The sequence below is a fragment of the Marinobacter sp. NFXS9 genome, assembly GCF_040148665.1.
GTDB classification, from domain to species: Bacteria; Pseudomonadota; Gammaproteobacteria; order Pseudomonadales; family Oleiphilaceae; genus Marinobacter_A; species Marinobacter_A mangrovi.
Genome location: NZ_JAGDDW010000001.1, coordinates 582,486 through 609,340, shown reverse-complemented (window position 1 = coordinate 609,340; position 26,855 = coordinate 582,486). Strand labels below are relative to the sequence as shown.

At 60.8% G+C, this 26,855-nt stretch carries 21 protein-coding genes; 12 read left to right on the top strand and 9 right to left on the bottom strand.

Going from position 1 to position 26,855, the window contains the following annotated elements:
- The first annotated feature begins 118 nt into the window (after nt 1-118).
- From J3364_RS02675 to cysG, 9 genes are all read left to right on the top strand, one after another.
- On the top strand, nt 119-796 hold the full coding sequence (locus J3364_RS02675) for an SPOR domain-containing protein (RefSeq protein WP_349556476.1): 678 nt from the start codon (nt 119-121) through the stop codon (nt 794-796).
- A gap of 97 nt (nt 797-893) precedes the next feature.
- Complete coding sequence (locus J3364_RS02670) at nt 894-1,460, top strand: CvpA family protein (RefSeq protein ID WP_349556475.1); 567 nt, start codon at nt 894-896, stop codon at nt 1,458-1,460.
- 6 nt (nt 1,461-1,466) lie between these two features.
- Nucleotides 1,467-2,990: an amidophosphoribosyltransferase gene (purF, locus tag J3364_RS02665; protein WP_203141079.1), complete on the top strand. Its 1,524-nt coding sequence runs from the start codon at nt 1,467-1,469 to the stop codon at nt 2,988-2,990.
- Between the two features lie 18 nt (nt 2,991-3,008).
- The gene (locus J3364_RS02660; protein ID WP_349556473.1) at nt 3,009-4,232 is read left to right on the top strand and encodes an O-succinylhomoserine sulfhydrylase; all 1,224 of its coding nucleotides are present in this window, start codon (nt 3,009-3,011) and stop codon (nt 4,230-4,232) included.
- Nucleotides 4,233-4,274: 42 nt separating this feature from the next.
- Entirely contained in the window at nt 4,275-6,860 is a 2,586-nt protein-coding gene (locus tag J3364_RS02655; protein WP_349556472.1) for a DNA translocase FtsK 4TM domain-containing protein, read from the top strand.
- 14 nt (nt 6,861-6,874) lie between these two features.
- Nucleotides 6,875-7,516: an outer membrane lipoprotein periplasmic chaperone LolA gene (gene lolA / locus J3364_RS02650; RefSeq protein ID WP_123634403.1), complete on the top strand. Its 642-nt coding sequence runs from the start codon at nt 6,875-6,877 to the stop codon at nt 7,514-7,516.
- The gene (locus tag J3364_RS02645; RefSeq protein WP_349556469.1) at nt 7,516-8,868 is read left to right on the top strand and encodes a replication-associated recombination protein A; all 1,353 of its coding nucleotides are present in this window, start codon (nt 7,516-7,518) and stop codon (nt 8,866-8,868) included. Before lolA ends, J3364_RS02645 begins: the two co-directional genes overlap by 1 nt.
- Nucleotides 8,869-9,017: 149 nt before the next feature.
- Nucleotides 9,018-10,295 (top strand): serine--tRNA ligase, encoded by a 1,278-nt coding sequence (serS, locus tag J3364_RS02640; protein WP_349556468.1) that lies wholly within the window; start codon nt 9,018-9,020, stop codon nt 10,293-10,295.
- Nucleotides 10,296-10,338: 43 nt separating this feature from the next.
- On the top strand, nt 10,339-11,709 hold the full coding sequence (gene cysG, locus J3364_RS02635; RefSeq protein WP_349556466.1) for a siroheme synthase CysG: 1,371 nt from the start codon (nt 10,339-10,341) through the stop codon (nt 11,707-11,709).
- Between the two features lie 81 nt (nt 11,710-11,790).
- Here cysG and J3364_RS02630 read toward each other — a convergent pair whose 3' ends face one another.
- Complete coding sequence (locus J3364_RS02630; protein ID WP_349556464.1) at nt 11,791-12,867, bottom strand: 3-deoxy-7-phosphoheptulonate synthase; 1,077 nt, start codon at nt 12,865-12,867, stop codon at nt 11,791-11,793.
- Nucleotides 12,868-13,314: 447 nt separating this feature from the next.
- Between J3364_RS02630 and J3364_RS02625 the strand changes: the two genes are divergently transcribed.
- Together J3364_RS02625 and J3364_RS02620 are read left to right on the top strand one after the other, a co-directional pair.
- A complete protein-coding gene (locus J3364_RS02625; protein ID WP_349556463.1) occupies nt 13,315-15,132 on the top strand; it encodes a DUF1631 family protein in 1,818 nt (605 codons plus the stop codon).
- On the top strand, nt 15,132-15,536 hold the full coding sequence (locus J3364_RS02620) for a PilZ domain-containing protein (protein ID WP_349556462.1): 405 nt from the start codon (nt 15,132-15,134) through the stop codon (nt 15,534-15,536). Before J3364_RS02625 ends, J3364_RS02620 begins: the two co-directional genes overlap by 1 nt.
- On the opposite strand, the gene J3364_RS02615 is transcribed toward J3364_RS02620, so the two are convergent.
- The 8 genes from J3364_RS02615 to gloB form a co-directional block, all read right to left on the bottom strand.
- Nucleotides 15,533-16,582, bottom strand: a complete 1,050-nt coding sequence (locus J3364_RS02615; RefSeq protein ID WP_349556461.1) for an alpha/beta fold hydrolase — start codon at nt 16,580-16,582, stop codon at nt 15,533-15,535. The two genes, J3364_RS02620 and J3364_RS02615, sit on opposite strands and share 4 nt — an antisense overlap.
- Before the next feature lie 134 nt (nt 16,583-16,716).
- Nucleotides 16,717-17,502 (bottom strand): enoyl-ACP reductase FabI, encoded by a 786-nt coding sequence (locus tag J3364_RS02610; RefSeq protein ID WP_349556460.1) that lies wholly within the window; start codon nt 17,500-17,502, stop codon nt 16,717-16,719.
- Between the two features lie 126 nt (nt 17,503-17,628).
- Complete coding sequence (locus tag J3364_RS02605) at nt 17,629-19,245, bottom strand: ABC transporter ATP-binding protein (protein WP_349556458.1); 1,617 nt, start codon at nt 19,243-19,245, stop codon at nt 17,629-17,631.
- A gap of 1 nt (nt 19,246) precedes the next feature.
- Nucleotides 19,247-20,266 carry an ABC transporter permease gene (locus J3364_RS02600; protein WP_203141310.1) on the bottom strand — a complete coding sequence of 340 codons (1,020 nt, stop codon included), beginning with the start codon at nt 20,264-20,266 and terminating at the stop codon, nt 19,247-19,249.
- A 10-nt stretch (nt 20,267-20,276) separates the two neighbouring features.
- Nucleotides 20,277-21,368, bottom strand: a complete 1,092-nt coding sequence (locus J3364_RS02595) for a microcin C ABC transporter permease YejB (protein WP_349556457.1) — start codon at nt 21,366-21,368, stop codon at nt 20,277-20,279.
- Nucleotides 21,369-21,402: 34 nt separating this feature from the next.
- A complete protein-coding gene (locus J3364_RS02590) occupies nt 21,403-23,193 on the bottom strand; it encodes an extracellular solute-binding protein (protein WP_502882460.1) in 1,791 nt (596 codons plus the stop codon).
- A 51-nt stretch (nt 23,194-23,244) separates the two neighbouring features.
- Complete coding sequence (locus tag J3364_RS02585) at nt 23,245-24,969, bottom strand: lytic transglycosylase (protein WP_349556455.1); 1,725 nt, start codon at nt 24,967-24,969, stop codon at nt 23,245-23,247.
- A gap of 160 nt (nt 24,970-25,129) precedes the next feature.
- On the bottom strand, nt 25,130-25,924 hold the full coding sequence (gene gloB / locus J3364_RS02580) for a hydroxyacylglutathione hydrolase (RefSeq protein ID WP_349556453.1): 795 nt from the start codon (nt 25,922-25,924) through the stop codon (nt 25,130-25,132).
- A gap of 131 nt (nt 25,925-26,055) precedes the next feature.
- Between gloB and J3364_RS02575 the strand changes: the two genes are divergently transcribed.
- On the top strand, nt 26,056-26,838 hold the full coding sequence (locus J3364_RS02575; protein ID WP_349556451.1) for a class I SAM-dependent methyltransferase: 783 nt from the start codon (nt 26,056-26,058) through the stop codon (nt 26,836-26,838).
- Nucleotides 26,839-26,855 lie beyond the last annotated feature (17 nt).

The following is a 26,855-nucleotide window of genomic DNA, read 5'->3' as shown; positions in this document are numbered from 1 at the left end:
GGCGTACATCCAGCGCGCCTTAAACTTCCGTCATTCTCGGCGTCTCGCTTTGTGTTCTGTAGCCGTGGGCGTTAGTATCCGGTCAGAATCTTCCCCCAAACAGAGAGGAACGCTTCCTGTGGATGGTCTGAAGCAGCGCATTGTCGGCGCCCTGGTACTGATATCACTGGCTGTTATCTTTGTCCCGATGCTGTTCGATGAACCGCACACAGAGCGAACCACTCAACAGATCAAATTGCCGGAAGAGCCGGCCTTCCCAAAGGTGGATATTCAGGACCAGGACGGCCAGTCTCCGGCGACCACTGGCAGTGAGACCGCCTCTCAAGGCAGCGCTCCGGCCTATAGCATCGAAGAGCAACCTGAAGCCGCTGCGCCGACGGTTACATCGCCTCAACAGGGCAGCGCCATGACCGAGCCACAGCAGACGGCCTCCGCGCCTGAGCCGTCGCCGGAACCCGCTCCCACGTCTTCCAGCGAGCCTGCCAAACAGGTGGCCACGGCGCCACAGCAGAGCGAGCCGGAGCCCGCCGACGAGGCGGAGTTCAAGCAGACCATGAAGGGCGCCTGGCTGGTGCAGTTGGGCAGCTTCGGTAACCAGAAGAACGCGCTGCGCCTGCGTGACGAGGTTCGGGACAAGGGGTATGCCGCCTACACCGAGAGCGTCAAGCGAGGCGATCTTACCCTGACCCGCGTCTTCTCCGGGCCTTTTGTCAGTGAAGACGAAGCCAATTCCGCCAAGTCTCAACTGGACAAGGCGTTCAAACTGAACAGCCTGGTGATGTCGGGCGATCAGTGAGGGGCGTGCAACCGGTCTCCGCGGCGGTCGTCAAGGTTTGGTGTGACCCGGTTTCCTGATAGAATCCGCGCTTCCTGAATTCGTTAGTGGGTCGACCATGAACGCGCTGATCTGGATAGACTGGGTCATCATTACCATCATTGCAGTTTCGACCCTGATCAGCCTCAAGCGCGGGTTTGTCAGGGAGGCGCTGTCCCTCGTCACCTGGATTGCCGCCTTTATTATTGCCCGCACGTTCCATCCGCAGATGCAGATGCTGCTGGAGAGTACGGTGGAAACGCCGTTGGTCCGGCTAATCGCTGCCTTTGCGATCCTGTTTTTTGGTACCCTGATCGTGGGTGCCGTTATCAATAATCTGATTGGTCAGCTCGTCGTTGCGACCGGCCTGTCCGCCACGGATCGTGTGCTGGGGATGGGGTTCGGTTTGCTGCGTGGGCTGCTCGTCGTGATTGTTGCCATCGCCTTTGTACGCTACACGCCGCTTTCCCAGGATACCTGGTGGAAAGAGTCGGTGATGATCGGGCGTCTGGCGATGGTCGAGCAGTGGTCCCGGCGCATGCTGGGCGATGAATTTGAACGTTTCCTCGGACCCGCTGACGACCCTGCCAAGGCGGTTCAGACGCAACCGGGCAACGAAGCCATGATTTCTGTACTGGAGAAGTAAACACCCATGTGTGGCATTGTCGGTATCGTAAGTACCTCTAACGTCAATCAGTCGCTCTACGACGCGTTGACGGTCCTTCAGCACCGGGGGCAGGATGCGGCCGGCATCGTCACCTTCCAGGACGAACGCTTTTACCTGCGTAAGGACAACGGCCTGGTTCGCGACGTGTTTCGTACGCGGCACATGCGCCGCCTCGTGGGTAACGTGGGGATCGGGCATGTACGCTACCCGACGGCTGGTTCGTCCAGTTCTGCCGAAGCTCAGCCGTTCTATGTCAACAGCCCATACGGCATCACGCTGGCCCACAACGGCAACCTGACCAATGCGGATGACCTCAGCCGGGACCTGTTCCGCACCGACCTGCGTCACATCAACACCAATTCCGATTCCGAGGTGCTGCTGAACGTTTTTGCCCACGAGCTGCAGAAGCTGGGCAAGCTGAACCCGACCAAAGACGAGATTTTTGCGGCCGTCAGTGCCGTCCACGAGCGCTGCCGCGGTGCCTATGCGGCCATTGCCATGATCACCGGTTATGGCATCGTTGGTTTCCGGGATCCCCGAGGCATTCGTCCGGCCTGCTACGGCGTGCGGGAAACCGAAGCCGGCAAGGAATACATGATTGCCTCCGAGAGCGTCGCGCTGAACGCGGCGGGCTTCAAGCTGGTTCGTGATATTGAACCGGGCGAGGCGGTCTATATTGAAACGGACGGCACGATTTACACGCAGCAGTGCGCCCGTGAGCCGCACCTGATCCCGTGCATTTTCGAGCACGTCTATTTTGCCCGCCCGGATTCCATCCTGGATAAGGTGTCGGTCTACAAGGCGCGCCTGCGCATGGGGGAGACCCTGGCGGACAAGATCCTGCGTGAGCGCCCGGATCACGACATCGATGTGGTCATGCCGATTCCCGACACCAGCCGGACCTCGGCCATGCAGATGGCCCACCGGCTGGGCGTGAAGTTCCGTGAAGGCTTCATCAAGAACCGTTATATCGGCCGGACGTTCATCATGCCGGGCCAGAAGATGCGCAAGAAGTCCGTTCGCCAGAAGCTGAACCCGATCGATCTGGAATTCAAGGGCAAGAACGTCATGCTGGTGGACGATTCCATCGTACGCGGCACCACCTGCGAGGAAATCGTGCAGATGGCCCGTGACGCCGGCGCGCGCAAGGTGTATTTCGCGTCGGCGGCACCGCCCGTGCGTTACCCCAATGTGTACGGTATCGATATGCCGGCGGCCAGCGAGCTGATCGCCCACGACCGTACTGTGGAGGAAATCCAGAAGCTGATCGGGGCGGACTGGCTGGTGTACCAGGATCTGGAAGATCTCATCACCTGTGTCAACGACGTGAACCCCGAGATCGAGGCCTGGGAGTGCTCCGTGTTCGACGGCAACTACATCACCGGCGATATCGACGCAGCCTATCTCGCCAACCTGGAAACCCAGCGTGGCGAGAGCAACAAGGCGAAGAAAAACCCGGAAATGTCGTCTGACAATGCCATTATCGATCTCCACAACGATGAAGACTGAATCACGGGGCCGAAGGCGATGAGCAAGATCCGAGAAGAGCACGCATTTATCCCGGAATCCGACCTGGAAGGGGTTTCCGTGGACACGCTGGCTGTGAGGGCAGGGCAGATCCGCACGGCGCAGTTGGAGCACAGTGACGCCATCTTCCCCACCTCAAGCTTTGTCTATGGCAGCGCGGCCCAGGCGGCGGCTCGATTTGGCGGGGAAGAGCCGGGGAACATCTACTCCCGATTTACCAACCCCACCGTGCAAGCCTTCGAAGCCCGCATCGCGGCGATGGAAGGTGGTGAGCGAGCCGTCGGGACCGCTTCCGGCATGGCCGCCATCCTGAGCACCTGCATGGCGCTGTTGCAGTCCGGCGATCACGTGGTCTGTTCCCGTGGTGTTTTTGGGACGACGAACGTGCTGTTCCAGAAATACCTGGCCCGGTTCGGAGTTGAGACCACGTTTGTCAGCCTGACGGATATGGACGCCTGGAAGGCGGCCGTGCGCCCGGAAACCAGGATGCTGTTCCTGGAAACGCCATCCAACCCGCTGTGTGAGGTGGCCGACCTGCAGGCGCTGGCCGATCTGGCCCACGCCAACGACGCGCTGTTCGTGGTGGATAACTGCTTCTGCACGCCGATTCTGCAGCGTCCGTTTGAATACGGCGCCGACATCGTGATCCATTCCGCCACCAAGTACCTTGACGGCCAGGGCCGTTGTATCGGCGGTGTCGTGATTGGCTCCAATGCGTTGATGGAAGAAGTGTACGGGTTCATGCGCTCGGCCGGGCCGAGCTTGAGTCCGTTCAACGCGTGGGTGTTCCTTAAGGGGTTGGAAACGTTACCAATCCGTATGCGCGCCCATTGCGCCAGTGCGTTAGAGTTGGCGCAATGGTTGGAGCAACATCCTGCAGTCGAGCGTGTTTATTATGCGGGCCTGGCGTCACACCCTCAGCATGCCCTGGCGGGCAAGCAGCAGAAGGGATACGGCGGGGTCCTGTCTTTCCGCGTGAAGGGCGAGCGGGCCGAAGCCTGGCAGGTGATCGATGCCACCCAGATCATTTCCATCACCGGAAACCTGGGCGACACCCGTACCACCGTCACTCATCCGGCGACCACGACGCACGGCCGGCTTTCGCCGGAGGACAAGGCGGAAGCCGGGATCACCGAGAACCTGATCCGGATTTCTGTGGGTCTGGAAGACATCGATGACCTGAAGGCCGACCTGGCCCGAGGGCTGGACTCATTGTCGCGCTAACAACAGAAGGAAGCCTGCTCTGAAATGAGCCGTAGCCAGTCCATGTCAGAACGAAAAAAAGCCGGGCAAGAGACCCAGCTGACAGAGAAGCAGCAGCGCTTCCGTACATTGCTTGCCCAGGGCGGGCGCGAAGGCGCGTTGATCGCCCTGATTGCGCTGTGCATCTATCTGCTTATGGCGCTGGTGAGCTACAGCGCCAGCGACCCGGGGTGGGCGAGTGTCGGCCACGAGGTGTCGGTCTCCAACTACGCCGGGCGCACCGGTGCCTGGATCGCCAGCCTGCTGATCGACTTCTTCGGTCAGGTGGCGTTCTTGTTTCCGGCCATGGTGGCGTTCTACGCCTTTCTGCTGGTCAAGCACCGTAACGACTCTATTGAGCTGCATTGGCCGCTTTTTCTGCTGCGTTTTGGCGGCTTCATCCTGATCCTGCTGAGCGCCACCAGTCTGCTGTCCCTGTATTCCATCATGGGGCTGGATGCCAGCGCCGGTGGTGTGCTCGGGGTCGAGGTGTCCGATGCCATGGTGGGCGCGTTCAACCTGCCGGCCGCGACGCTGGTACTGGTGGCCATTTTCTTGTTTGCACTGACAGTCTTTACCGGGCTGTCCTGGTTTGGTCTGATGGATTCGTTGGGCGACTACACCCTGCGTTTTGCCGAGTGGATTAAAGCCAATTTCAACAGCGACGCCGAGCCCACCGACGACGACACGCCGGAACCCGCGAAGAAACCGGAACCGGCGCCCGCCCGGCGCGAACCGCCGCTGGTCAACGACCGGGTTGCCGGAGAAGACGAGGACAAGCTGTCGCTGCTGCAACGCATTCGCGGCTGGTTCCGCCGCAACCCGTCTGACGACGAAGAATACGAGCCCCTGCCGGCCCGGATTGAACCGAGTGTGGACGGCTTGGCCGCGACGGCTCGTCTGGACGCGCCGGCAGAAGGGGGTTTTTCCGCTACTGATGACGAGCCTGCGCCCACGCCACGTCCGGCCGCACGTAAGGCCTCTCCGGAACAGCCTGCGCCTGATGCCCGCAACGTAAAAATTTCGCCGTTCAAGCGGAAGGACGAGGGGCCCAAAGACAAGAACGCAAAGCGTCAGCCGTCGCTGTTCGACGACATCGACAGCCCGTTGCCGCCGCTCACGCTGCTGGATCCCGCCGATCCCCACAAGAAGAAAGGCTATTCCAAGGAATCGCTGGAGCACATGTCCCAGCTGCTCGAGGAAAAGCTGTCCGACTTCGGGGTCAGCGTTGAAGTGGTCGAGGTCAATCCGGGGCCGGTCATCACCCGCTTCGAGATCAAACCGGCGCCGGGCGTGAAAGTCAGCCGTATTTCCAACCTGGCGAAGGACCTGGCGCGGTCACTGGCGGTGATCAGTGTGCGGGTGGTGGAAGTCATTCCGGGCAAGTCCGTGGTCGGCATCGAGATCCCCAACGAAGAGCGGGAAATGGTGCGCCTGCGCGAAGTGCTGTCATCGCGGGCGTTCGAGGAATCCAGTTCGCCGCTGACGTTGGCACTCGGTAACGACATCGGCGGCAATCCGATGACCGCAAACCTGGGCAAGATGCCGCACCTGCTGGTGGCCGGTACCACCGGTTCCGGTAAGTCGGTAGGCGTCAACGCCATGATTCTCAGCATGTTGCTGAAAGCCACACCGGATGAAGTACGCTTCATCATGGTGGACCCCAAGATGCTGGAATTGAGCATCTATGACGGCATTCCCCATCTGTTGGCCCCGGTCGTCACCGATATGAAGGAGGCCGCCAACGGTCTGCGTTGGTGTGTGGCCGAGATGGAACGCCGTTATCGGCTGATGGCCGCGCTCGGTGTCCGGAACCTGGCCGGTTTCAACCGCAAAGTGAAGGATGCCATCGAGGCGGGCGAACCGATTCCGGACCCGCTGTGGAAGCCGGACGAGCATCTGGAAAACGGCGAAGAGGATCGACCCGCACTCGAGCCGTTGCCCTTTATCGTCGTGGTGATCGACGAATTCGCCGACATGATGATGATCGTCGGCAAGAAAGTGGAAGAACTGATCGCCCGGATCGCCCAGAAGGCTCGGGCAGCCGGTATTCACCTGATCCTGGCGACACAGCGTCCGTCGGTGGACGTGATCACCGGCCTGATCAAAGCCAACATCCCGACGCGGATTTCGTTCTCGGTGCAATCCAAGATCGACTCCCGGACGGTGCTGGACCAGGGTGGCGCCGAGCAGCTGCTCGGTCATGGCGACATGCTCTACCTGCCGCCGGGCTCCGGTCTGCCAGTGCGGGTTCACGGTGCGTTTGTCGACGATGACGAAGTGCATCGGATCGTCAGCGCCTGGAAGGACCGGGGCGAGCCCGTTTACGTGGACGACGTGCTCAACGGCGCCGAAGGCGAGAAGCTGCCGGGGGTTCCGTCACTGTCCGAAGGCGGCGGTGACAGCGAGGGGGATTCGCTCTACGACGAGGCAGTCGCCTTTGTGACTGAGGGCCGTCGGGTCTCCATTTCCTCCGTGCAGCGTAAATTCAAGATTGGCTACAACCGCGCGGCCAACCTCGTCGATGCCATGGAAGCTTCAGGTGTCGTCAGTGCCGCCGGTCACAACGGTGCCCGGGAAGTATTGGCACCGCCACCCCCGCGAGACTAGGAGTTGTTAATCGCATGAAGACGTTTATGGGCCGCGTGTCGGCCGTTCTGGCTGTCCTGCTGATCAGTACATCACCGGCTTGGGCCGACGCCCAGGCGGCCAAGGCGCTGGCCAGCAAGCTGGAAAAATATCGGACCTACCAGGCCAATTTCATCCAGGTCGTGGTCGATGGCACCGGTAGTAAGGTCCAGGAAACCCGCGGCAACCTGAAGGCCAAGCGTCCGGGGCTGTTTTTCTGGGAGTCCAAGAGCCCGTTCTCGCAAACCATCGTGGCCGATGGCAAGAAGGTGGAAGTCTACGATCCGGACCTGGAGCAAGTTACCGTCAAGCCGATGGACAAGCAGATGTCCTCCACGCCGGCGCTCCTGCTGAGTGGCCAGGTGGACAATCTGGAAGAGGCCTATGAGGTTTCCCGGGATGAGGAAACGGCGGGCGCCGACGATTTCATTCTCAAGCCCCGCAGCCAGGATTCCCTGTTCCTGTCCCTGCGCCTGCGGTTCCGGGATGACGTCCTGTCCGAGATGCGCCTGCGGGATTCCCTGGATCAGGTGAGCGTCCTCAGCTTCCAGGACGTGAAGGTGAACCAGTCTGTGAATGACAGCGTGTTCCACCTCGATTACCCGGATTCCGTGGACATTATCAAGAGCGCCCAGTAATGCAGAGCGGCCTGTTCGAGGAGACGCGCGGCTTCCAGCCGCTGGCATCCCGGATGCGGCCGCGCACGCTGGCCGACTACGCCGGACAGCAGCATCTGGTGGGGCCGGGCAAGCCGCTGCGGCGCGCCGTCGAGGACGGCCAGCTGCACTCCATGATCCTGTGGGGCCCGCCCGGCGTTGGCAAGACCACCTTTGCCAAGCTGCTGGCCGACACTGCCGACATCGCGTTTGAGAGCCTGTCCGCCGTTCTCAGCGGCGTAAAGGATATCCGTGACGCGGTCGAGCGGGCCCGAAACCGGAAACAGGTGGAAGGCCGCGACACGCTGTTGTTCGTGGACGAGGTCCACCGCTTCAACAAGAGCCAGCAGGATGCTTTCCTGCCACACATTGAAGACGGCACCGTCATCTTTGTTGGTGCCACCACCGAGAATCCCTCGTTCGAACTGAACAGCGCCTTGCTCTCGCGCACGCGGGTTTATGTGCTCAAGAATCTCGAAGCCGACGACTTGAAAGCGTTGTTGCGTCGGGCATTGAGCAGCGAGGCAGGCTTGGCCAATCGTCTTCAGGTGTCCGAAGATCTCCTGGATATCATCGCCACGGCGGCTGACGGCGACGCCAGACGCGCCCTCAACCTGCTGGAAGTCGCCTCCGATCTGGCTGAGCCCAACGACGAAGGGGTCGCCGAATTGACCGAATCGGTACTCGAGCAGGTCATGCAGTCGAGCCTGCGCCGCTTCGATAAAGGCGGCGATGTGTTCTACGACCAGATCTCGGCGCTGCATAAATCGGTGCGAGGGTCTGATCCGGACGGTGCGCTTTACTGGATGTGCCGTATGCTCGATGGCGGCGCCGATCCCATCTACGTCGCCCGTCGGCTGGTGCGCATCGCCAGCGAGGATATCGGCAATGCCGATCCCCGCGCCCTGCGACTGAGCCTCGATGCCTGGGACACCCAGGAGCGGCTGGGGTCACCGGAGGGCGAGTTGGCGCTGGCCCAGGCCGTCACCTACCTGGCGTTGGCGCCCAAGAGCAACGCGGTCTACAAGGCCTATAACCAATGTGTGGCGGCGATACGCCAACAGCCGGACTACGAGGTGCCGGTCCATCTGCGCAATGCGCCGACGTCACTGTTGAAATCGATGGGACACGGCGCCGAATACCGCTATGCCCACGATGAGCCCGATGCGTTTGCTGCCGGTGAAGCCTATTTACCCGAGGCGATCCATGGGGTACGTTATTACGACCCCGCACCCCGCGGACTGGAAATCAAACTGCGGGAAAAACGGGAACGGCTCGATGCCCGCAACGAGGCGAGTACCGAGCAGCGTTATCCGTCCCCGAAGTCGTCCTGATCCTGCCTTGAGACTGGTCATCGCACTCAGCATCCCACATAGAGTGGGTGTCCCCGGTGGTACAGGAATTTCCTGAAGGTATACTATGCGCAACGTCAGCGCCGGCGTTGCACGGTGCGTTCTATTCACCCGAAGTTAACAGGACGATCATGCTCGATCCCAAACTTGTTCGAAGCCAGACTGAAGACATTGCGCGACGCCTGGCCGTGCGCCACTACACCTTCGACGTCGAGACCTTCCAGTCCCTGGAATCCCGTCGCCGTTCCCTTCAGGTTCGGACCGAAGAGCTTCAGAGTGAGCAGAACAAGCGATCGAAATCCATCGGCAAGGCCAAGGCCGCCGGCGAGGATATCCAGCCGCTGCTGGCCGCGGTCGATGACCTGAAACGCCAGCGTAGCGAGGCCGAAGACGAGCTGCGCCAGCTTCAGGCCGAACTGAACGACTTCCTGTCCGGCATTCCCAACGTGCCGGACCCGTCCGTGCCGGAAGGCGAAGACGAGGACGACAACGTCGAAGTGCGCCAGTGGGGGACGCCCGCTGAGCTTGATTTTGAGCCGAAGGATCATGTGGACCTGGGGCAGGCCATTGGTGGCCTGGATTTCGACGCCGCAGCGCGACTGGCCCAGTCCCGGTTTGCCGTCATGCGCGGCCCGATTGCCCGCCTGCACCGGGCCCTGGCTCAGTTCATGATCAACACCCACGCGGACGAGCACGGCTACAGTGAGACCTACCTGCCGTACCTCGTGAATGCCGATACGCTGTACGGGACCGGGCAACTGCCCAAGTTCGAGGAAGACCTCTTCCGCATGGACGGCGACAACCCGCTGTACCTGATCCCGACCGCGGAAGTACCTGCAACAAACCTGGCGGGCGACACCATCTTCAAGGCTGAAGAGTTGCCGTTGCGGATGGTTTGCCATACGCCGTGTTTCCGCAGCGAAGCGGGTTCCTACGGCCGGGACGTGCGCGGCATGATCCGCCAACACCAGTTCGACAAGGTGGAACTGGTCCACATTGTCCGCCCGGAGGATTCCGAGGAGGCCCTCGAGACTCTGACCGGTCACGCTGAGGCCATCCTGCAGAAGCTGGAACTGCCTTACCGCGTGGTCGAACTGTGTGGCGGTGACATCGGCTTCTCTGCCGCCCGGACTTACGACCTGGAAGTGTGGCTGCCGGGGCAGGGCAAGTACCGGGAGATTTCCTCCTGCAGCAACACCCGGGATTTCCAGGCTCGCCGTATGCAGGCGCGCTGGCGCAATCCGGAGACCGGTAAACCGGAACTGGTGCATACCCTGAACGGGTCCGGTCTGGCCGTGGGACGGGCACTGATCGCCGTGATGGAAAACTACCAGCAGGCGGATGGCAGCATCCGCGTGCCCGAGGTCCTGAAGCCTTACATGGGCGGACTGGATGTCATAAAGCCTTGAGACCATCGGCCGACGCAGGTGGTCAAGGAACGGAGAGATAGAGTTGAGCCTGACAGTTTCCCTTCGCATTGACCAACCTGTCGTCGGCTGTCTCGGCAGCGGGCCGCGGCTGCTTGCCAAGGCCCGGTATTGCGCCGATCAGGGCGCCCGCGTGGTCTGGCTCGGTCATGACCGCCTGCCTGACGAGGCGCCCGCGTCCAGTGAATGTTGTCCCGAACCGGCCAGCGATACCGTTCTGTCATCCGACGACTTTGGTTTGGTCCTGATCGATTCCGGCAACGCGGGCCGCGATGAGCGCTGGTTATCGCAAATCGCCACCGATGTGCCGATCTGGATGCCGGGGAATCACCCGCGGGCCCGGGTCCAGTTCCCGGCGACCGTTCAGCGGGGCCCGTTGCGGGTCACCGTCGATACCGGTGGCCGCTGGCCGACGGTCGCCAATTGGTTGCGCCAGCGTCTGGATACACTGCTGCCGGAAGGCCTGACCGATGTCCTGCAAGCCATGTTGGCCAAAGGCGACCTAAATCAGGTTCTCGACACGCCACACCAACGCCGCGGGTTCTGGTATCGGCTCCTGGATAGCCCGCTGGTCAGTCGTGCCCATCAGATGTCGGCGGACGCCATCAACCGCGAGCTGGATACCGCGCTCCGCAGTGCCGAAGGCCGTGGCCCTCGGGGTGAGGTCTTCCTGATTGGTGCGGGCCCTGGTGACCCGGACCTGCTGACCCTCAAAGCCCTGCGAGTCATCGCCCAGGCCGACGTGGTGCTCTACGACCGGCTGGTGTCCCGGGAAATCCTGAGCCGGGTACGTGCCGACGCGGAAATGATCCATGTTGGCAAGCAACGCTCCAGGCATACGTTGCCCCAGGAAGAGATCAACCAACGCCTGGTCGAACTGGCTCAGGAAGGTCGCACCGTGGTGCGACTCAAGGGCGGGGATCCGTTTATCTTTGGTCGCGGCGGCGAAGAGATCGAAACGCTGGCTGAAGCGGGCGTGCCATTCCAGGTGGTGCCCGGAATCACGGCCGCGTCGGGTTGCTCGGCCTACGCGGGCATTCCGCTGACTCACCGGGATTACGCGCAATCCGTTCGCTTCGTGACCGGCCACCTGAAGAACGACACCTGTGAGTTGCCCTGGCGGGATTTTGTCCAAAGCAACCAGACGCTGGTCTTCTACATGGGGCTGGTGGGTTTGCCGATCATCGCTCGCGAGCTGATGGCCCACGGTATGGCGCCATCGATGCCGGTGGCGCTGGTATCAAAAGGCACTACGCCGGAGCAGGTGGTTGTCACCGGAACGATCGATACGATCGCGGACCGGGTGGCCGCCAGCGAGGTGAAAGCCCCCACTCTGATCATCATCGGTGAGGTGGTGAGTCTGCGGGACAAGCTCGATTGGATCGCCCGGAGCTAGTCAACGTTTCTTTTGACGTTCTGTCGCCCACAAAAAAGCGCCTGCGTTTCCGCAGGCGCCTTCCGTTAATCGCTTAATGCATCACTGCTGAATGCGTTTCGGCAGCACATCCTTCAGTTTTTCGCGCATGTCGCGCAGGGCTTTCTCGGTGGTCTCCCAGTCGATGCAGGCATCGGTGACCGAGACGCCGTATTTCAGGTCGTCCAGGTTGTCCGGAATGGACTGGTTGCCCCAGTTCAGATGGCTTTCCACCATCAGGCCCTGGATCGAGCGGTTGCCTTCCAGGATCTGGTGCGCCACATCCTGCATGACCAGCGGCTGGATCGCCGGGTCCTTGTTGGAGTTGGCGTGGCTGCAATCCACCATCAGTGAGTTGCGCAGGCCGGATTTCTCCAGTTCCTTTTCACACAGCGCCACGTTTACGGAATCGTAGTTGGGCTTGCCACCGCCGCCACGCAGGACCACGTGACCGTAGCTGTTGCCCTTGGTGCGGATGATGGACACCTGGCCCTTCTGGTCGATGCCCAGGAAGCTGTGCGGGTGAGAGACGGATTTCATGGCGTTGATCGCCACGTCCAGGCTGCCGTCGGTGCCGTTCTTGAAGCCAATGGGCATGGACAGGCCGCTGCTCATCTCACGGTGAGTCTGGGACTCGGTGGTCCGTGCCCCGATGGCAGACCAGGAGATCGTATCCTGAAGGTATTGCGGTGAGATCGGGTCCAGCGCCTCGGTGGCGGCCGGCAGGCCCAGCTCGGCGATGTCCAGCAGCAGGCGGCGACCGATGTGCAGGCCCTGCTCGATATCAAACGAGTCGTTCAGGTGCGGGTCGTTGATCAGACCTTTCCAGCCGATGGTGGTCCGCGGTTTCTCGAAATAGACGCGCATGACGATGTAAATGGTGTCGCTCACCTCATCCGCCAGAGCCTTCAGCTTTTCGGCGTATTCGCGCGCCGCTTTCACATCGTGGATGGAGCAGGGGCCAACGACGACAAACAGGCGATGATCCTTGCCGTCCAGGATGTTGTTGATGGTTTCGCGTCCGGCGGCGACGGTTTCCGCTGCCTTCTCTGACAGGGGCATCTCCTGCTTGAGCGCGTCCGGTGTGATCAGCGGCTCCTGGGCAGCGACGTTGATGTTTTCGATCTGCTTGTCAGACATGACGTTGTCTTCTCCAAAATCAGCAGCTTGCGACAGCTTCTTAAAGTCAGGTGTCGCGTCGTGAGGTGGGCGGTCATCAGACGGTCCGGTCACCCGGAACCCGCTCTCTCACTGGACTACCGGCGTTATTGTGATGAGTTGAGGGGCGAATATACTGCGATATTAAACACACCAATGCAATTGCCCGCACGGTGTTTGTGACAGGCACCGCCAGGTGCGTGAATTATTGATCCAATCTGCTGCTTTTGGCCTACCCTTACAAGTATCGAGACATCCTATGGGGTTATCGCAACGACGGTCCGGATATCCTGCTGCGTTTCATTTCAGGTGCTGGACTCGACCGGTCTTGCGTGCTGCAATAGACCGCTGCTTTAGCTGCTGTGTCGTCGGTCCTTCAAGACTGTTCCTCCAGCCGACGATAACCGAATGACAGGAAACCCGATTTTCATGGCTCAACCCCCAGGCCGTCAGGCCAGTGGTGCCCAACAGCCGCATCCGGAACTGGTTCAGGCAATATTAAAGGGCATTCGTGTGCCGGAGTTGCCGTATCCGGTGGCGCGTCAGCAGGACGATGTCATTCCTGACTGGCTGCCTTTACTGGCCGACTGCTGGCGCGAACAGCAGGACAAGCGCGTCATCGACGTCCTCTCTGCCGTGGGGGAAACCTGGTCGGTACGTCAGGTGAATGCGGCTTATCTGGCCGATCGCATCATGGATGTCTTCCTCCAGACCTCGGGTCTGCACGCGACCCTCGTGCGTCGTTGCGCGCGTCTTCGGTTTATTCTCGCGTGGCAAATCAGTGAACAGGGTGCCTCTGCCATCGGTGCCGACAGTCCGGTTCACGGGTGGCTGGATAGCCTGCATACCCTGCGCGGCTGGAGCGATTCGGGCGGCCGCGCCGCGCGCCAGGTGTCGGGCTGGCTGGATGCCCTGCTTGATGTGGGCAACCGCTGTCTCGATGAGCGCAATCTGGCACCCTTTCAGACCTTTGCCCGTGACTGGCATAAAGAGCAGGCCCAGAAGGAAGGCCGCATCGACAGGCTACGACAACGCCTGCTGGAGACTGAGCGCGGTGCAGCGCGGCAACGCGCCGCCGAGCAGATGGCTCGTGCGGTGGTCGGTCGGGCGCTGGGACGGCGAGAATTACCGCCCGCGGTGATTGTCTTCGTTGAGCGTTATTGGCTGCCGCTGTTGCGACAGGTGATCTGGAGCGATGGCCTGGCCAGCGACAACGGTCGCCATGCGGCCAAGTTGCTGGAATGGATGATCTGGGTGTCCGACCCCAAGCTCTCCGACAAGGAGCGGGACAAGCTCTACCACGTCGGTGAACAACTGAGCGACAAGATCAATGAAGTCTGGGCTCGCGTACAGCAGGAGAAGTTGCCGGCGGATGCCCTGCAGGGTATCGAGGAAATCATGGTGGCCCGTCTGCGAGGCACGCCTGTGGATCTCGCACCGGTCGGCAACTTCACCTACGAACCACGCTGGCTGAACCCCACGCCCATCGATTCGGCAGAAGTCCGGCCCTACGAAGGCTTGTGGTTTGTCGAAGGCGAGGATGAGGCACAGCAGCGCCAGTTCTTTTTCGCTTATCTTGAGGAAGCCCAGGAGATCCTCTGGACCAACGGTGAAGGCGTCAAACTGGGTTTGATGAGCTGGCATGACTTCCGCGACAGCATAGCGCGCGGGCGCCTGCAGAGTCTGCCGCCGATCAATCATTTCGGCGACGTGGTCTCGGACACGGTGGGCAAACTGGAACAGGTGCTGCGAAAGCAGGTGGAAAAACGCCGTGAAGCCCGCGCCAAAGCCGAGGCTCAGGCGGCCAAGGTCCGTGAAGAGCGTGCGATGGCCGAACAGAAGCGCCAGGAAGAAGAAGCGCGTCGCGCCGCAGAGGAAGCTGAGGCCAGAGCCCGTGAAGAGGCTGAGGAACGCGCCCGCGAAGAGGCCGAGCAGACTCGCCTGAAAAAAGAGCGGCTGGATATGGCGCGCCGCCAGGTTGACGCACTCAAACTTGGTAACTGGATCGCCGTAGCGGCGGATGCGGCCGATCCGTCCCAGGAGGCCCGCAAGCTGAAGTTGGCGGTGCGACTGAACGCGACCGGCAAACTGGTGTTTGTCGATCGCCTGGGACTGAACCGCACTGAAATGGTCGCCGATGCACTGGTTGAGGCCATCGCCGGTGGCCAGGCGCGGGTCATGAGCAGTGAGGCGGAGTTTGAAGACACGCTGTCACGGGTTGTCGGCCGAATCAGGGTGGGGCGCTGATGAGTGGCATGGACTACGAATTCGGGAATCAGCCCGAAACCGAAAACGAACAACGGCGGGAGTTCCGGTTGACCGGCCGGGTCACTATCAGCCTTGAACTGGAGTCTGCGGAACCGGATGTCGGCGGCAAACCGCGCTTCCTGCGTTGCTACACCTCTGACCTGTCTGCCCGTGGGATTCGTATCGTTGCGTCGGAACCGTTCCCGGATGGGGCGATCCTGCCGGCCACCGTGGAGTTGGTGCAGGCCGGTCAGGAAACGCTGTATCCGTTGATGGTCGAGGTGGTCTGGTGCCGCCCCGCTGATGACGGCACCTGGCAGGTCGGTCTGCAGGTTCTGGAGTCCGATGACACGGCGGTCCTGGAATGGCTGGAGACCATGATCCGGGTCTTGGAAGACGACTAACCGCCCGCCGGCGTCTCGACTTCCGAAGAGTGCCGGGCGCCCGCCAGTGCTTTGGGGAACGGGTCGAGCCCCTGTGACAGGAAGCGCTCGGCGTCCTTGAGCGTATCTTCCGGCACCTCCTCCATGGGAATATGGCCAACGCCCGGATAAGTGACCAGTCGGGCGTTCGGCAGGTCGTCCAGCCAGCGCTGAGCGAGCTCCAGCGGCACCCAGTCATCGTCCTCGCCCCACATCAGCAGGGTGGGCGCCGTAATCCGGTAAAACGGCAGGGGCGCGTCGTTCTCGGCGCGTTCCTCCACCATCTCCAGGGTTTTCATGTAGATCGGCCGGGCGCCCGGGCGCTGTGACATCTGCACGTAGCGTCGCACGTCTTTCTCCTTCATGCGACGCGGATCGCCATAGGCCCAACGCAGCGTCATGGTGATGATCACCGGCGGCTGGACATATTGTCCCAGGAACTGGATCGGGAACGAGGTGCCCAGGTCGAGCAGCCAGGGGGTATCCTGCGGGTAGCCGAAGGGATCCAGCAGGATCAGCCGGTCCACCCGGTTAGCGTATTGCGCCGCGTAACTGGCTGCGACAAAACCACCCAGGGAATTGCCGGCCAGCGTGAAGGTATCCAGATCCAGCCGCTCCACGAACTTGGCAAACGTATTCACGATGTTGGCTTCGTCGAAGTCGTCCGGATTTTCTGGCGCGCCGGTCATTCCGTAGCCCGGCATGTCCAGGGTGATCACGCGATGGGTGCGGCTCAGCTCGTCGACCCAGCCGTCCCAGGTTTGCAGGGCGGAAAAGATGCCGTGCAGCAGGATGATGGTGTCGCCTTGGCCCTGGTCGCGATAGTGAATGTGGTAGCCGTTGACGTCCATAAAGCGGGACTGATCGTTCTCGTACCGTTCTTCCAGGTACGGCATGGGTATATCGGCAAAGCCGGTGGCGTTGGCCAGCGACGGGCTTGCCTTCATGGCAGAGCCGATGCTGGAACAGCCGGACAGGCCGCAAGCCAGCAGCAGGATCAGGAACAGGAAACGGACGGTCAGGCGCATGTCATTCACTCCATTAAGCACGCCCCGAGGTTACTTAACTTTACAGGGGGGAACAGTGATGGAGTTCGACAAACAGGGAGAGGAGAGGCGGTTGGCGCCCGGCAGAGTGGGGCGCCAACGAGGCCGGCAAAGGGTTACTCTTCGAGCGCGCCCATACCGGTGATGTTGAAGCCGGCATCCACGTAGAGGATTTCGCCGGTAATACCGCTGGCCATGTCCGAGCTCAGGAAGGCTGCGGTGTTGCCCACTTCCTCAGTGGTGACATTGCGCTTGAGCGGCGCCCGGTTGGCGTTTTCCTGCAACATGCGACGGAAGCTCTTGATACCGGAGGCAGCCAGTGTCTTGATCGGGCCGGCGGAAATGCCGTTGACGCGGATACCATCCGGGCCCAGGCCGGCAGCCATATAGCGCACGTTCGCTTCCAACGATGCCTTGGCCAGGCCCATCACATTGTAGTTGGGCAGCACGCGCTCGGCACCCAGGTAGGTCAGGGTCAGCAGCGCGCTGTTTCCCTTGAGCATGCCGCGAGCGGCCTTGGCCAGTGCCACGAAACTGTAGGAACTGATGTCGTGGGCGATCTTGAAACCTTCGCGGGTGGTCACGTCGACGTAATTGCCGTTCAGCTCGTGTGCCGGTGCAAAACCGACCGCATGAACGATGATGTCGATGCTGTCCCAGTGTTTGCCCAGGGATTCCATCACGGCCTCGATCTCGGCGTCGTCGGCGACGTCACAGGGGAAGGTCAGCTCGCTACCCCATTCTTTGGCAAAACCCTCGACCCGCGAACGAAGCTTTTCGTTCTGGTAGGTGAAGGCGAGTTCGGCGCCTTGCTGGTGGAAGGCTTCCGCAATGCCGTGAGCGATGGAATGCTTGCTCGCTACCCCAACAATGAGGGCGCGTTTTCCTTTAAGAATTCCCATGGAGGATCTCCTGATTCGTTGGTATAACGCATTGTCACCGATCGGCGTGCGTCGTTTAACTCGCTATTCGTCTAAGAGCCGCTGGCGCGGCTGTTCTGGGCTCAACGGATGTCGCAAACGTGCCGGTTAACGGGTCCGCACTTCACCGGTCTCAGCATCCTGATAGAAGAAGGCGGCTTCCAGCAGGTTGCGGGTGTATTCCTTTTGCGGCGCTCTCAGGACCTGACTGGCGTCACCGTACTCCACTGCGCTGCCGTCTTTCATCACCAGCACCTGATGAGCCAGTGCGCGTACAACGGCCAGGTCGTGGCTGATAAAAAGATAGCTCAAGCGGTAGCGTTCCTGCAGGGAACGCAGCAGCTCGATCACCTGCTTCTGGACCGAGCGATCCAGCGCCGACGTGGGTTCATCCAGCAGAATCACCGACGGATGCAGCACCAGGGCGCGGGCAATGGCGATCCGCTGACGTTGTCCGCCGGAAAACTCGTGGGGATAGCGATCCCGGGCTTCCGGGTCCAGGCCTACATCCTTCAGGGCCTGGATAATCATCGCCTCGTGCTCGTCCTGCCGATCGGGCAAGTGGACCATCAAGCCCTCGCCGACGATCTCCGCAATCGACATTCGCGGGCTCAGGCTGCCATAGGGGTCTTGAAAAACCACTTGAATATCCTTGCGTAGTGGTTTGAATTCCTTCTGATTAAGATTCTCGATCGATTGCCCCCGGAAGCGAATCCCGCCGGAGCTTTGCACCAGCTTGATCAACGCCATACCCAGCGTGGTTTTACCGCTGCCGCTTTCGCCGACGATGCCAAGGGTTTCGCCGGGTCGAACCGAAAGGCTGATGTCTTGCACGGCATGGAGCCAGGATTTGGGGCGACCGAAGAAACTCTTGGTCAGCGGAAAGCGGACGTTGACGTTATCCAGTTGCAGAATGGCATCGGCTGCTCCGGTCCGGCGCTCGGGTGGTGTCCCCGGCTCGGATTCGAGCAACATCCGGGTGTAGGCCTGAGTGGGTGACTGGAAGACGGTTTCCGTCGGGCCGGACTCAACGCATCGCCCTTTTTCCATTACGACGACCTCATCGGCGTATCGACGCACAATGGACAGGTCGTGGGTAATCAACAGAACGGCCATGCCCAATTTCGCCTGGAGCGATCGCAACAGCTCGAGCACCTGGCGTTGCACGGTCACGTCCAGCGCGGTGGTTGGCTCATCGGCAATCAGCAGTTCCGGTTCGTTGGCCAGGGCCATGGCGATCATGACCCTTTGCTTCTGGCCGCCGGACAACTGGTGGGGATAATACGTCAGGCGGTTTTCCGGATCCGGGATGCCCACCAGTTCCAGTAGCTCCAGGGTGCGCCTACGGGCCTGGTTGGGTCGCATGCCCTGATGGATGGCGAGCGTCTCGCCGATCTGCTTTTCCACCGTGTGCAGGGGGTTCAGCGATGTCATCGGTTCCTGGAAGATCATGCTGATGCGGCGACCACGGATCTGGCGCATGCGCTGCGGCTTGGCCTTCAACAGATCCTCGTTACCCTCGAGCCGGATTTCGCCGCTCGGGTAGCTGGCATGGCGCTCGTCCAGCAACCGCAAAACCGAGAGGGCGGAAATCGACTTGCCGGAGCCGCTTTCGCCGACCAGGGCCACGGTTTTGCCGGCGGGCACGGCGAATGACAGCCGGTCGACAATGGTTTTGCCATCAAAGGCGATGGACAGGTCGCGGATGTCCAGGAACGCGGCCATATCAGTTCTTCCTCGGATCGAACGCATCACGCACCGCTTCCCCGATGAACACCAGCAGGGTCAGCATGATCGACAGCGTGACGAAGGCAGACAGGCCCAGCCACGGAGCCTGCAGGTTGGCTTTGGCCTGGGCGATCAGCTCGCCCAGTGACGGCGACCCCGGCGGCAGTCCGAACCCCAGGAAGTCGAGGGACGTGAGGCCGGTAATGGCACCGGTCAGGATGAACGGGACGAAGGTGATGGTGGCCACCATAGCGTTCGGCAGCATGTGGCGGAACATGATGGTGCGGTTGTCCAGCCCCAGCGCCCGGGCGGCACGCACGTACTCGAAGTTCCGGGCGCGCAGGAATTCAGCGCGGACCACGTCGACCAGCCCCATCCAGCTGAACAGCAGCATAATGCCCAGCAACCACCAGAAGTTGGGCTGTACGATGCTGGACAGAATGATCAGCAGGTAAAGCACCGGCAGTCCCGACCAGATCTCCACGAATCGCTGCCCCAGCAGATCCACCTTGCCGCCATAGAAGCCTTGCAGGGCACCGGCGATGACCCCGACGATGCAGCTGAAGAACGTCAGCGTGAGGGCGAACAGCACCGAAATACGAAACCCGTAGATCAGCCGGGCCAAGACGTCGCGACCCTGATCGTCGGTGCCCAGCCAGTTAACCTCGGAGGGCGGCGCGGGCGAGGGCACGGTGAGGTTGTAGTTGATGGTGTCGTAACTGAACGGGATCGGCGGCCAGATCATCCAGCCGTTGGCGTTGATCTCGTCGGCGATGTAGGGGTCCCGGTAATCCGCCTCGGTGGGCAGGAAGCCGCCGAAGGTTTCTTCGCTGATGGTCTGCACCACCGGGAAATAGATCGAATCCTTGTAGCTGACAACGAGCGGCTTGTCGTTGGCCACCAGCTCCGCAAACAGCGTCACCGTGAACAGCACCAGGAAGATCCAGAGCGACCAGTAGCCCCGGCGATTGTTGCGGAAATTGCGCAGTCGGCGCTGCTGGATCGGGGACAGCGGGATGCCTTTCATATCAGCCCTCCCGACTTTCGAAATCGATACGCGGGTCCACCAGGACGTAGGTCAGGTCGCTGATCAGCTTCAGCACCAGCCCCATCAGCGTAAAAATGTAGAGCGTCCCGAAAATGACCGGATAATCCCGATTCAATGCCGCTTCGAAGCCCAATAGCCCCAGTCCATCGAGGGAAAAGATCACTTCAATCAGCAGCGACCCGGTAAAGAACAGCATCACCAGCAGGCCCGGCAGGCTGGCAATGACGATCAGCATGGCGTTGCGGAACACATGACCGTAGAGGATACGGCGATCCTCCAGACCCTTGGCGCGGGCGGTCACCACATACTGCTTGCCGATCTCGTCGAGGAAGGAGTTTTTGGTCAGCAGGGTCAGGGTGGCAAAACCGCCGATGACGTTTGCCGTCACTGGCAGAGCCAGGTGCCAGAAGTAGTCGCCGATCTTCTGGTACCAGGTCATCGTATCGAAGTCCGTGGAGGTCAGGCCGCGCAGTGGGAACCAGTCCAGATAGCTGCCGCCGGCAAACAGGACGATCAGCAGGATGGCGAACAGGAAGCCCGGGATCGCATAACCGACGATAATGGCCGAGCTGGTCCAGACATCGAAACGGGTGCCGTCCATGACCGCCTTGCGGATGCCCAAGGGGATCGAGATCAGGTAGATCACCAGTGTCGACCAGAGCCCGATCGAGATGGAAACCGGGAGTTTATCGATGATCAGGCCAGTGACGGAGCTGTCCCGGAAGAAACTGTCGCCGAAGTCGAAGGTGGCGTAGTCCTTAAGCATCTTGAAGAAGCGCTCCGCCGGCGGCTTGTCGAAGCCGTACTGCTCCTCCATTTCGGCAATCAACTCTGGCGGGATGCCCTTGGCACCGCGGCTTTGCTGGTCACCGCTACCTTGCCCGCCGCTGACTTCAGAGCCGCTGCCACCGCCGGCCCGGGTGAGGGCGCCGCTGTCCATGCCCTGCATCTGGGCGATGAATTGTTCAATGGGTCCGCCCGGAGCGGCCTGGACGATCACGAAGTTCAACAGCATGATGCCGACCAGAGTGGGAATGATCAGCAACAGACGCCTCAGGATGTAAACACCCATCAGTCAGCAGCTTCCTCTTGCAGGCGAGAAGGAATCAGGGTTTGACCCACCAGCGGCTCAGATCAATGCCGTTCTTCGGCGTGTTGGACGGTCGCGCCAGCTTGTTCCGGTAGGCGACCCGGTCCACGGCCGGATACCACTGGGGAATCACGTAGTGTCCCCACAGCAGGACCCGATCCAGAGCGTGAGTGCGGTCTACCAGGGCTTGGCGGTCCGGTGCCTGGATCACTTTGGCCACCAGGTCATCGACCACCGGGCTGTTGACGCCCAGGATGTTGCGGGAGCCGGGCTCGTCAGCATTCGACGAGTGCCAGTAGTCGCGTTGCTCGTTGCCCGGGGAATCGGACTGGGGGAAAGAACTGACCACCATGTCAAAATCAAAACTGCGCAGGCGCCGGATGTACTGGCTGGTGTCCACCTGACGTACATCAACCTCAATACCCAGTTTGGCCAGGTTTTTCTTGAACGGCAGGATCACCCGTTCAAAGGTCTTCTGAAAAATCATGATCTCGAATTTCAGCGGGCGGCCAGACGATTTTTCGACCATCTTGCCGTCCCGAATCTCAAAGCCGGCGTCGCGCAGCAGTGTGATGGCCGTGCGCAGGTTGTCGCGCAGGGAGGTACCGTTGGTCGTCGACGGGGGATGATATTCCTTATTGAACACTTCCGGCGGCAACTGGTCGCGATAGGGCTCCAGCAGCTTCAGTTCCTCGCCCTTGGGCAGCCCTGAGGACGCCAGGTCGCTGTTCTCAAAGAAGCTCTGGGTTCGGGTGTACTGGCCGTAGAACAGGTTCTGGTTGGCCCAGTTGAAATCGAAACCGTATGCCAGTGCTTCGCGGACCTTGGGGTTGTCGAAAGGGAAACGGCGGCTGTTCATGGCGAAAGCCTGCATGCCCACCGGGCGGCCGTGATGGATGGCTTCCTTGATGATCTTGCCGGACGAGAGGGCGTCGCCAGTGTAGCCGGTAGCCCAGTTCTTGGCGGACGACTCCAGGCGGAAATCGTAGTTCCCGGCCTTGAAGGCTTCCAGGGCGACGGTGTCGTCACTGTAGTAGTCGTAGCGGACTTCGTCGAAGTTGTTGCGACCGACGTTCACTGGAAGATCCTGGGCCCAGTAATCCGGATTCCGCTTATAGGTGATCGAACGGCCGGCGTCGAATTTCTCGATCGTGTAGGGCCCGCTGGAGACCGGGATGGTGAGGCCGGATTCCTCGAAATCGTGCTTTTCCCAGTAATGCTTGGGCAGGATCGGCATCTGACCGAGGATCAGGGGCAATTCCCGGTTCTGGGTGTCGCCGAAATCAAAGCGGACGGTGTATTTGTCGAGCACCTTCACATCTTTGACTTCCGCGTAGTAGCTGCGGAAGAACGGATGTCCCTTGTCGATCAGCAGATGAAACGTGTAGGCCACGTCCTCGGCGGTGATTGGTTCGCCGTCGGAGAAGCGGGCCTCAGGACGGAGATGGAACGTGACGTAGGAGCGGTCTTCCGGGGTTTCCACGGATTTGGCGATCAGCCCATACATGGTGAAGGGCTCATCGGCGGATTCCGTGAGCAGGCTGTCATAAGCGTAAGTCTGGAGCCCGGCCGCCGACACACCCTTGAGCACAAACGGGTTCAGCGAGTCGTAGCCGTTGGCCACAATGCTCAACCGCAGCGTGCCGCCTTTGGGCGCGTCCGGGTTAACGTAGTCAAAGTGTTTGAAGTCGGGACCGTATTTCGGGTCACCATGCATGGCAAGCCCGTGCACGGCCTCTGCAGCGTGCAGGGCCATGCCGGTCAGCAGGAGAAACAGGGTAATGACGGTCTGAGAAAATCTGATCATGGATTCCGCTCTTTTTCGTTCGGACTGACCGTCACGTCAATGTGTTAGCGGTCAGGGACTTCGGCGAATATCGACGTAGAGTACCAGACTTTGTCCGGGCTGGAGATAATTGTTGAGGTTGAGGCTGTTCCAGCTTGCGATGTCTTTCACGTTTACGTTGAAGCGACTGGCAATCCGCGCCAGGGAATCGCCTTTCCGCACGCGATAGCCGACTTTGCGCATCATCTCGGACGGACTGCGGCGTCCCGCCATGGCCAGTTGCTGCGTGTCGGGATCCTTGGACCAGATCACCAAGCGCTTGCCTGGAATGAGCGGATCGCCCGGCGCCATACCGTTCCAGCGGGCGAGCTGGCGGACGCTGACGTGATTGTCACGTGCAATATCCCAGAAAGTGTCCCCCCTTTGAACGGTATGCTCGATGCGAGTTCCTTTGGCATTGCGGTTGATCGACGCCTGCTTGTCTTTCAGGCGCTCGTTGGCACTCAGGGCGTAACTGGCGTTGCCTTTGGTCGAGGTGGGAATCAGCAGACGCTGATCCACGCGAATCAGATTCGAGCGCAGGTGATTGACCTGTTTGATGACATCCGGCGTGGTGCCGAAGCTGTGGGCGATCTTGATCAGGCTGTCGCCGCCGCGCACCTTGTAGTTCTTCCAGGACACCCGCTCGGAAGGATCCAGGCTGGCCAGCCCCTTGCGGAACTGATCGGCGTTATCGATCGGGACCAGCAGACGGTGCGGGCCCTCGGGTGAAGTGGCCCAGCGGTTATAGGCCGGGTTCAGCAGATAGATTTCCTCGATATCGACACCGGCCAGGTTCGCGGCCTGGGCCAGGTCGATCTGGGAGCCGGTATCCACCACTTCAAAATAGGGCTTGTCCGGAATCGGCGGCAGGGTAACGCCGTAGGCCTGCGGATCGTCGATAATCTTGGCGATGGCGATCAGCTTGGGGACGTAGGCACGGGTTTCCCGGGGCAGGTCGAGAGCCCAGTAGTCGGTCGGCAAGCCGCGGGCCTTGTTATGGCGAATGGCGCGCAAGACGGTGCCGGCGCCACTGTTGTAGGAGGCCAGCGCCAGCATGTAGTCGCCATCGAAGCGATCGGCGAGGGCGTCCAGGTATTCCAGCGCGCCGTCTGTGGCGTCGATGACATCACGCCGCTGATCGTGCCACCAGCTCTGGTTGAGGCCATAAACCCGACCCGTGGACGGGATGAACTGCCAGAGTCCTGCAGCGCGACCGTGAGAATAGGCAAACGGATCGTAGGCGCTTTCCACCACCGGCAACAGGGCGTATTCGGCCGGCAGTCCACGATCTTCGGTCTGCTTGAGAATGTAGTACAGGTAGCGGCGGGCCCGTTTGGCGACGCGGTCGATATAGCGCGGGTGGCTGGCGTACCAGCGCAGCTGTTGCTCGATGCGCTCATTGTCCAGGGTCAGATCCATGCCGAACTGCTCGCGCAGGTGACTCCACAGATCGTGGGCCACGTCTTCGCCGGCGACGTTGTTTTCGGTGGGCTGTTCCAGGCGTTCGCGGGCCTTGGCGGCTTTCGATTTCAGGGACGGTTCGATGGAATCGTCCAGCTCGGTGGTGTCGTCCTCGGAGGGATGGCCTTCGACCGAGGCCTGAAGTTCATCGTCACCGGCCGGCACCGAGACGTGTTCGGATTCCAGCAGCTCGCTTTCGCTGAGGGAATCGTTGTCGCCCTGGCCGGTGAACGTTTGGCAGCCACTCAGAACGGTGGCGATCAGCAGGGCTGTGGTTATTCTTGCTACAGTCATAAATTGTCCGGAAATAAGGGCTGACGGACCAAAAAAACGCCCCCGAAAAACAGTGACGCGCCCGTCAAGCGGCGAAGCTTCGCTGGATTCTATGAGAACCCTTTTCTGAGGGTCAATACAGCGCTTATTACGTTAACGTCAGATCATGTAACGACTTTTATCAGAACGAGTCCTTCGCTTTTCGGACTTGTGCAAAGATCCGGTCCTCACCACGTAAAGCAGGATCGACCTCAATCCGGCGCTTTTCGACGGCGGCTGCAACAGCCGGATCGTCCCAGCGCATAAACGGATTCAGGGCGATTTCCTCCTCCAGCGTGGTGGGCAGTGTAGGTACCTGATTCTCGCGTTTCTGCTTGCAGGCGATCTCGAACGCTTCCAGCGCATCGTCTTCAGGCAGCAGGTCCCGGCTGAAACGCAGATTGGCAAGAGTGTATTCGTGGGCGCAGTAGACCCGCGTATTGGCCGGCAGGGCCCGGAGTTTTGCCAGCGAGTGGCGCATTTGCGCCGGCTTGCCTTCGAACAGGCGACCACAGCCGCAGGCAAACAGGGTATCGCCACAGAAGAGAGCTGGCGCTTCGTCGATGTCGGTCTGGGCAGTGTGATAGGCGATGTGATCCAGGGTGTGCCCGGGTACGGTCAGGACCTGAAAACTCAGCCCGTGCCAATTCACCGTATCGCCTTCCGAAAGGGCAACCTTGCTGCCCTTGAAGGGCGAATCGGCGGGGCCGTAGATGTCCGGATCGAAGGCCGCATCCAGCTCTTTGACACCGCCCACGTGATCGGGATGGTGATGGGTGATCAGGATCGTGTCCAATTCCAGGTTCCGGGCTTTCAGAAACTGGAGGACAGGTTCAGCCTGGCCGGGGTCGACAACCGCGGCGGTGCGTGTGGCGTCATCAACGATGCACCAGATGTAATTGTCACTGAAGGCCGGAATGGGAACGATAGAGAACATGGCAATCTGCGGCTGCGGTCGGTGGATGTAGACTGCTATGATAAGGGATTGCGGCCAATGGCCCAAATCCACAAAGCGGTGGTGGAAATGGAGCATCGCGGCATCGGCACCCATTGACAGCTGGATACACCATGGCCAGAACGATCGAACGAGACTATGTGGCACAACGGGATGCTTTCGAGGCCTGGTTCCAGAGCCCGTTGGGCCGCGCGCTGCTGGCCGATCAGCGCGAGCACATCGCGCGCATGGCAGAGGATCTGACCGGCGCCCACCAGCTGCTGGTCAGCATCAGCCACCGCTTGCCGCTGGCGACGTCGACCGATTTCAGTCACCGAATGATGACCACGCCTTACTGGTCGTCCCATTTGCCTGATGCGACGGTGGTCTGCGATGCTGATGAGCTGCCGTTCCCCAGTGACTCCATGGATCTGGTGATCCTTCACCACACCCACGATTTTTCCGATCAGCCTCACCAGGTGGTGCGCGAGGCCGCACGGGTATTGCGCAGCAGTGGCTGCCTGATAATCGTCGGCTTCAACCCCTACAGCTTGTGGGGGCTGCGAAAGCTGATTTCCCGTCGCCAACATCCGCCCTGGAGCGGCCGTTTCATTACCTCGAATAGAATGGAAGATTGGCTCAGCCTGCTGCAGTTCAAGGTGGAAGAGACCACCTCGCACTTTTTCCGGCCGCCCATAACACGCGTGCGGGCCCTGCAGCGTATGACCCTGTTTGAAAAACTCGGTGAGCGGTTGCATCTTCCGGCTGGCGCCTATTACTGTATCCGCGCTGAGAAGCGAGTGCCTGCACGCACGGTTAAACGGATTCGCTGGCGTCAGCCCAAACCGGTGGTTATTCCGCTGGCAGGCGCCATGGGATCCTCCAGCGTTTCCCGACGGCAGGAACGCGATAAGTAACCCCGATCCCTGAAAGA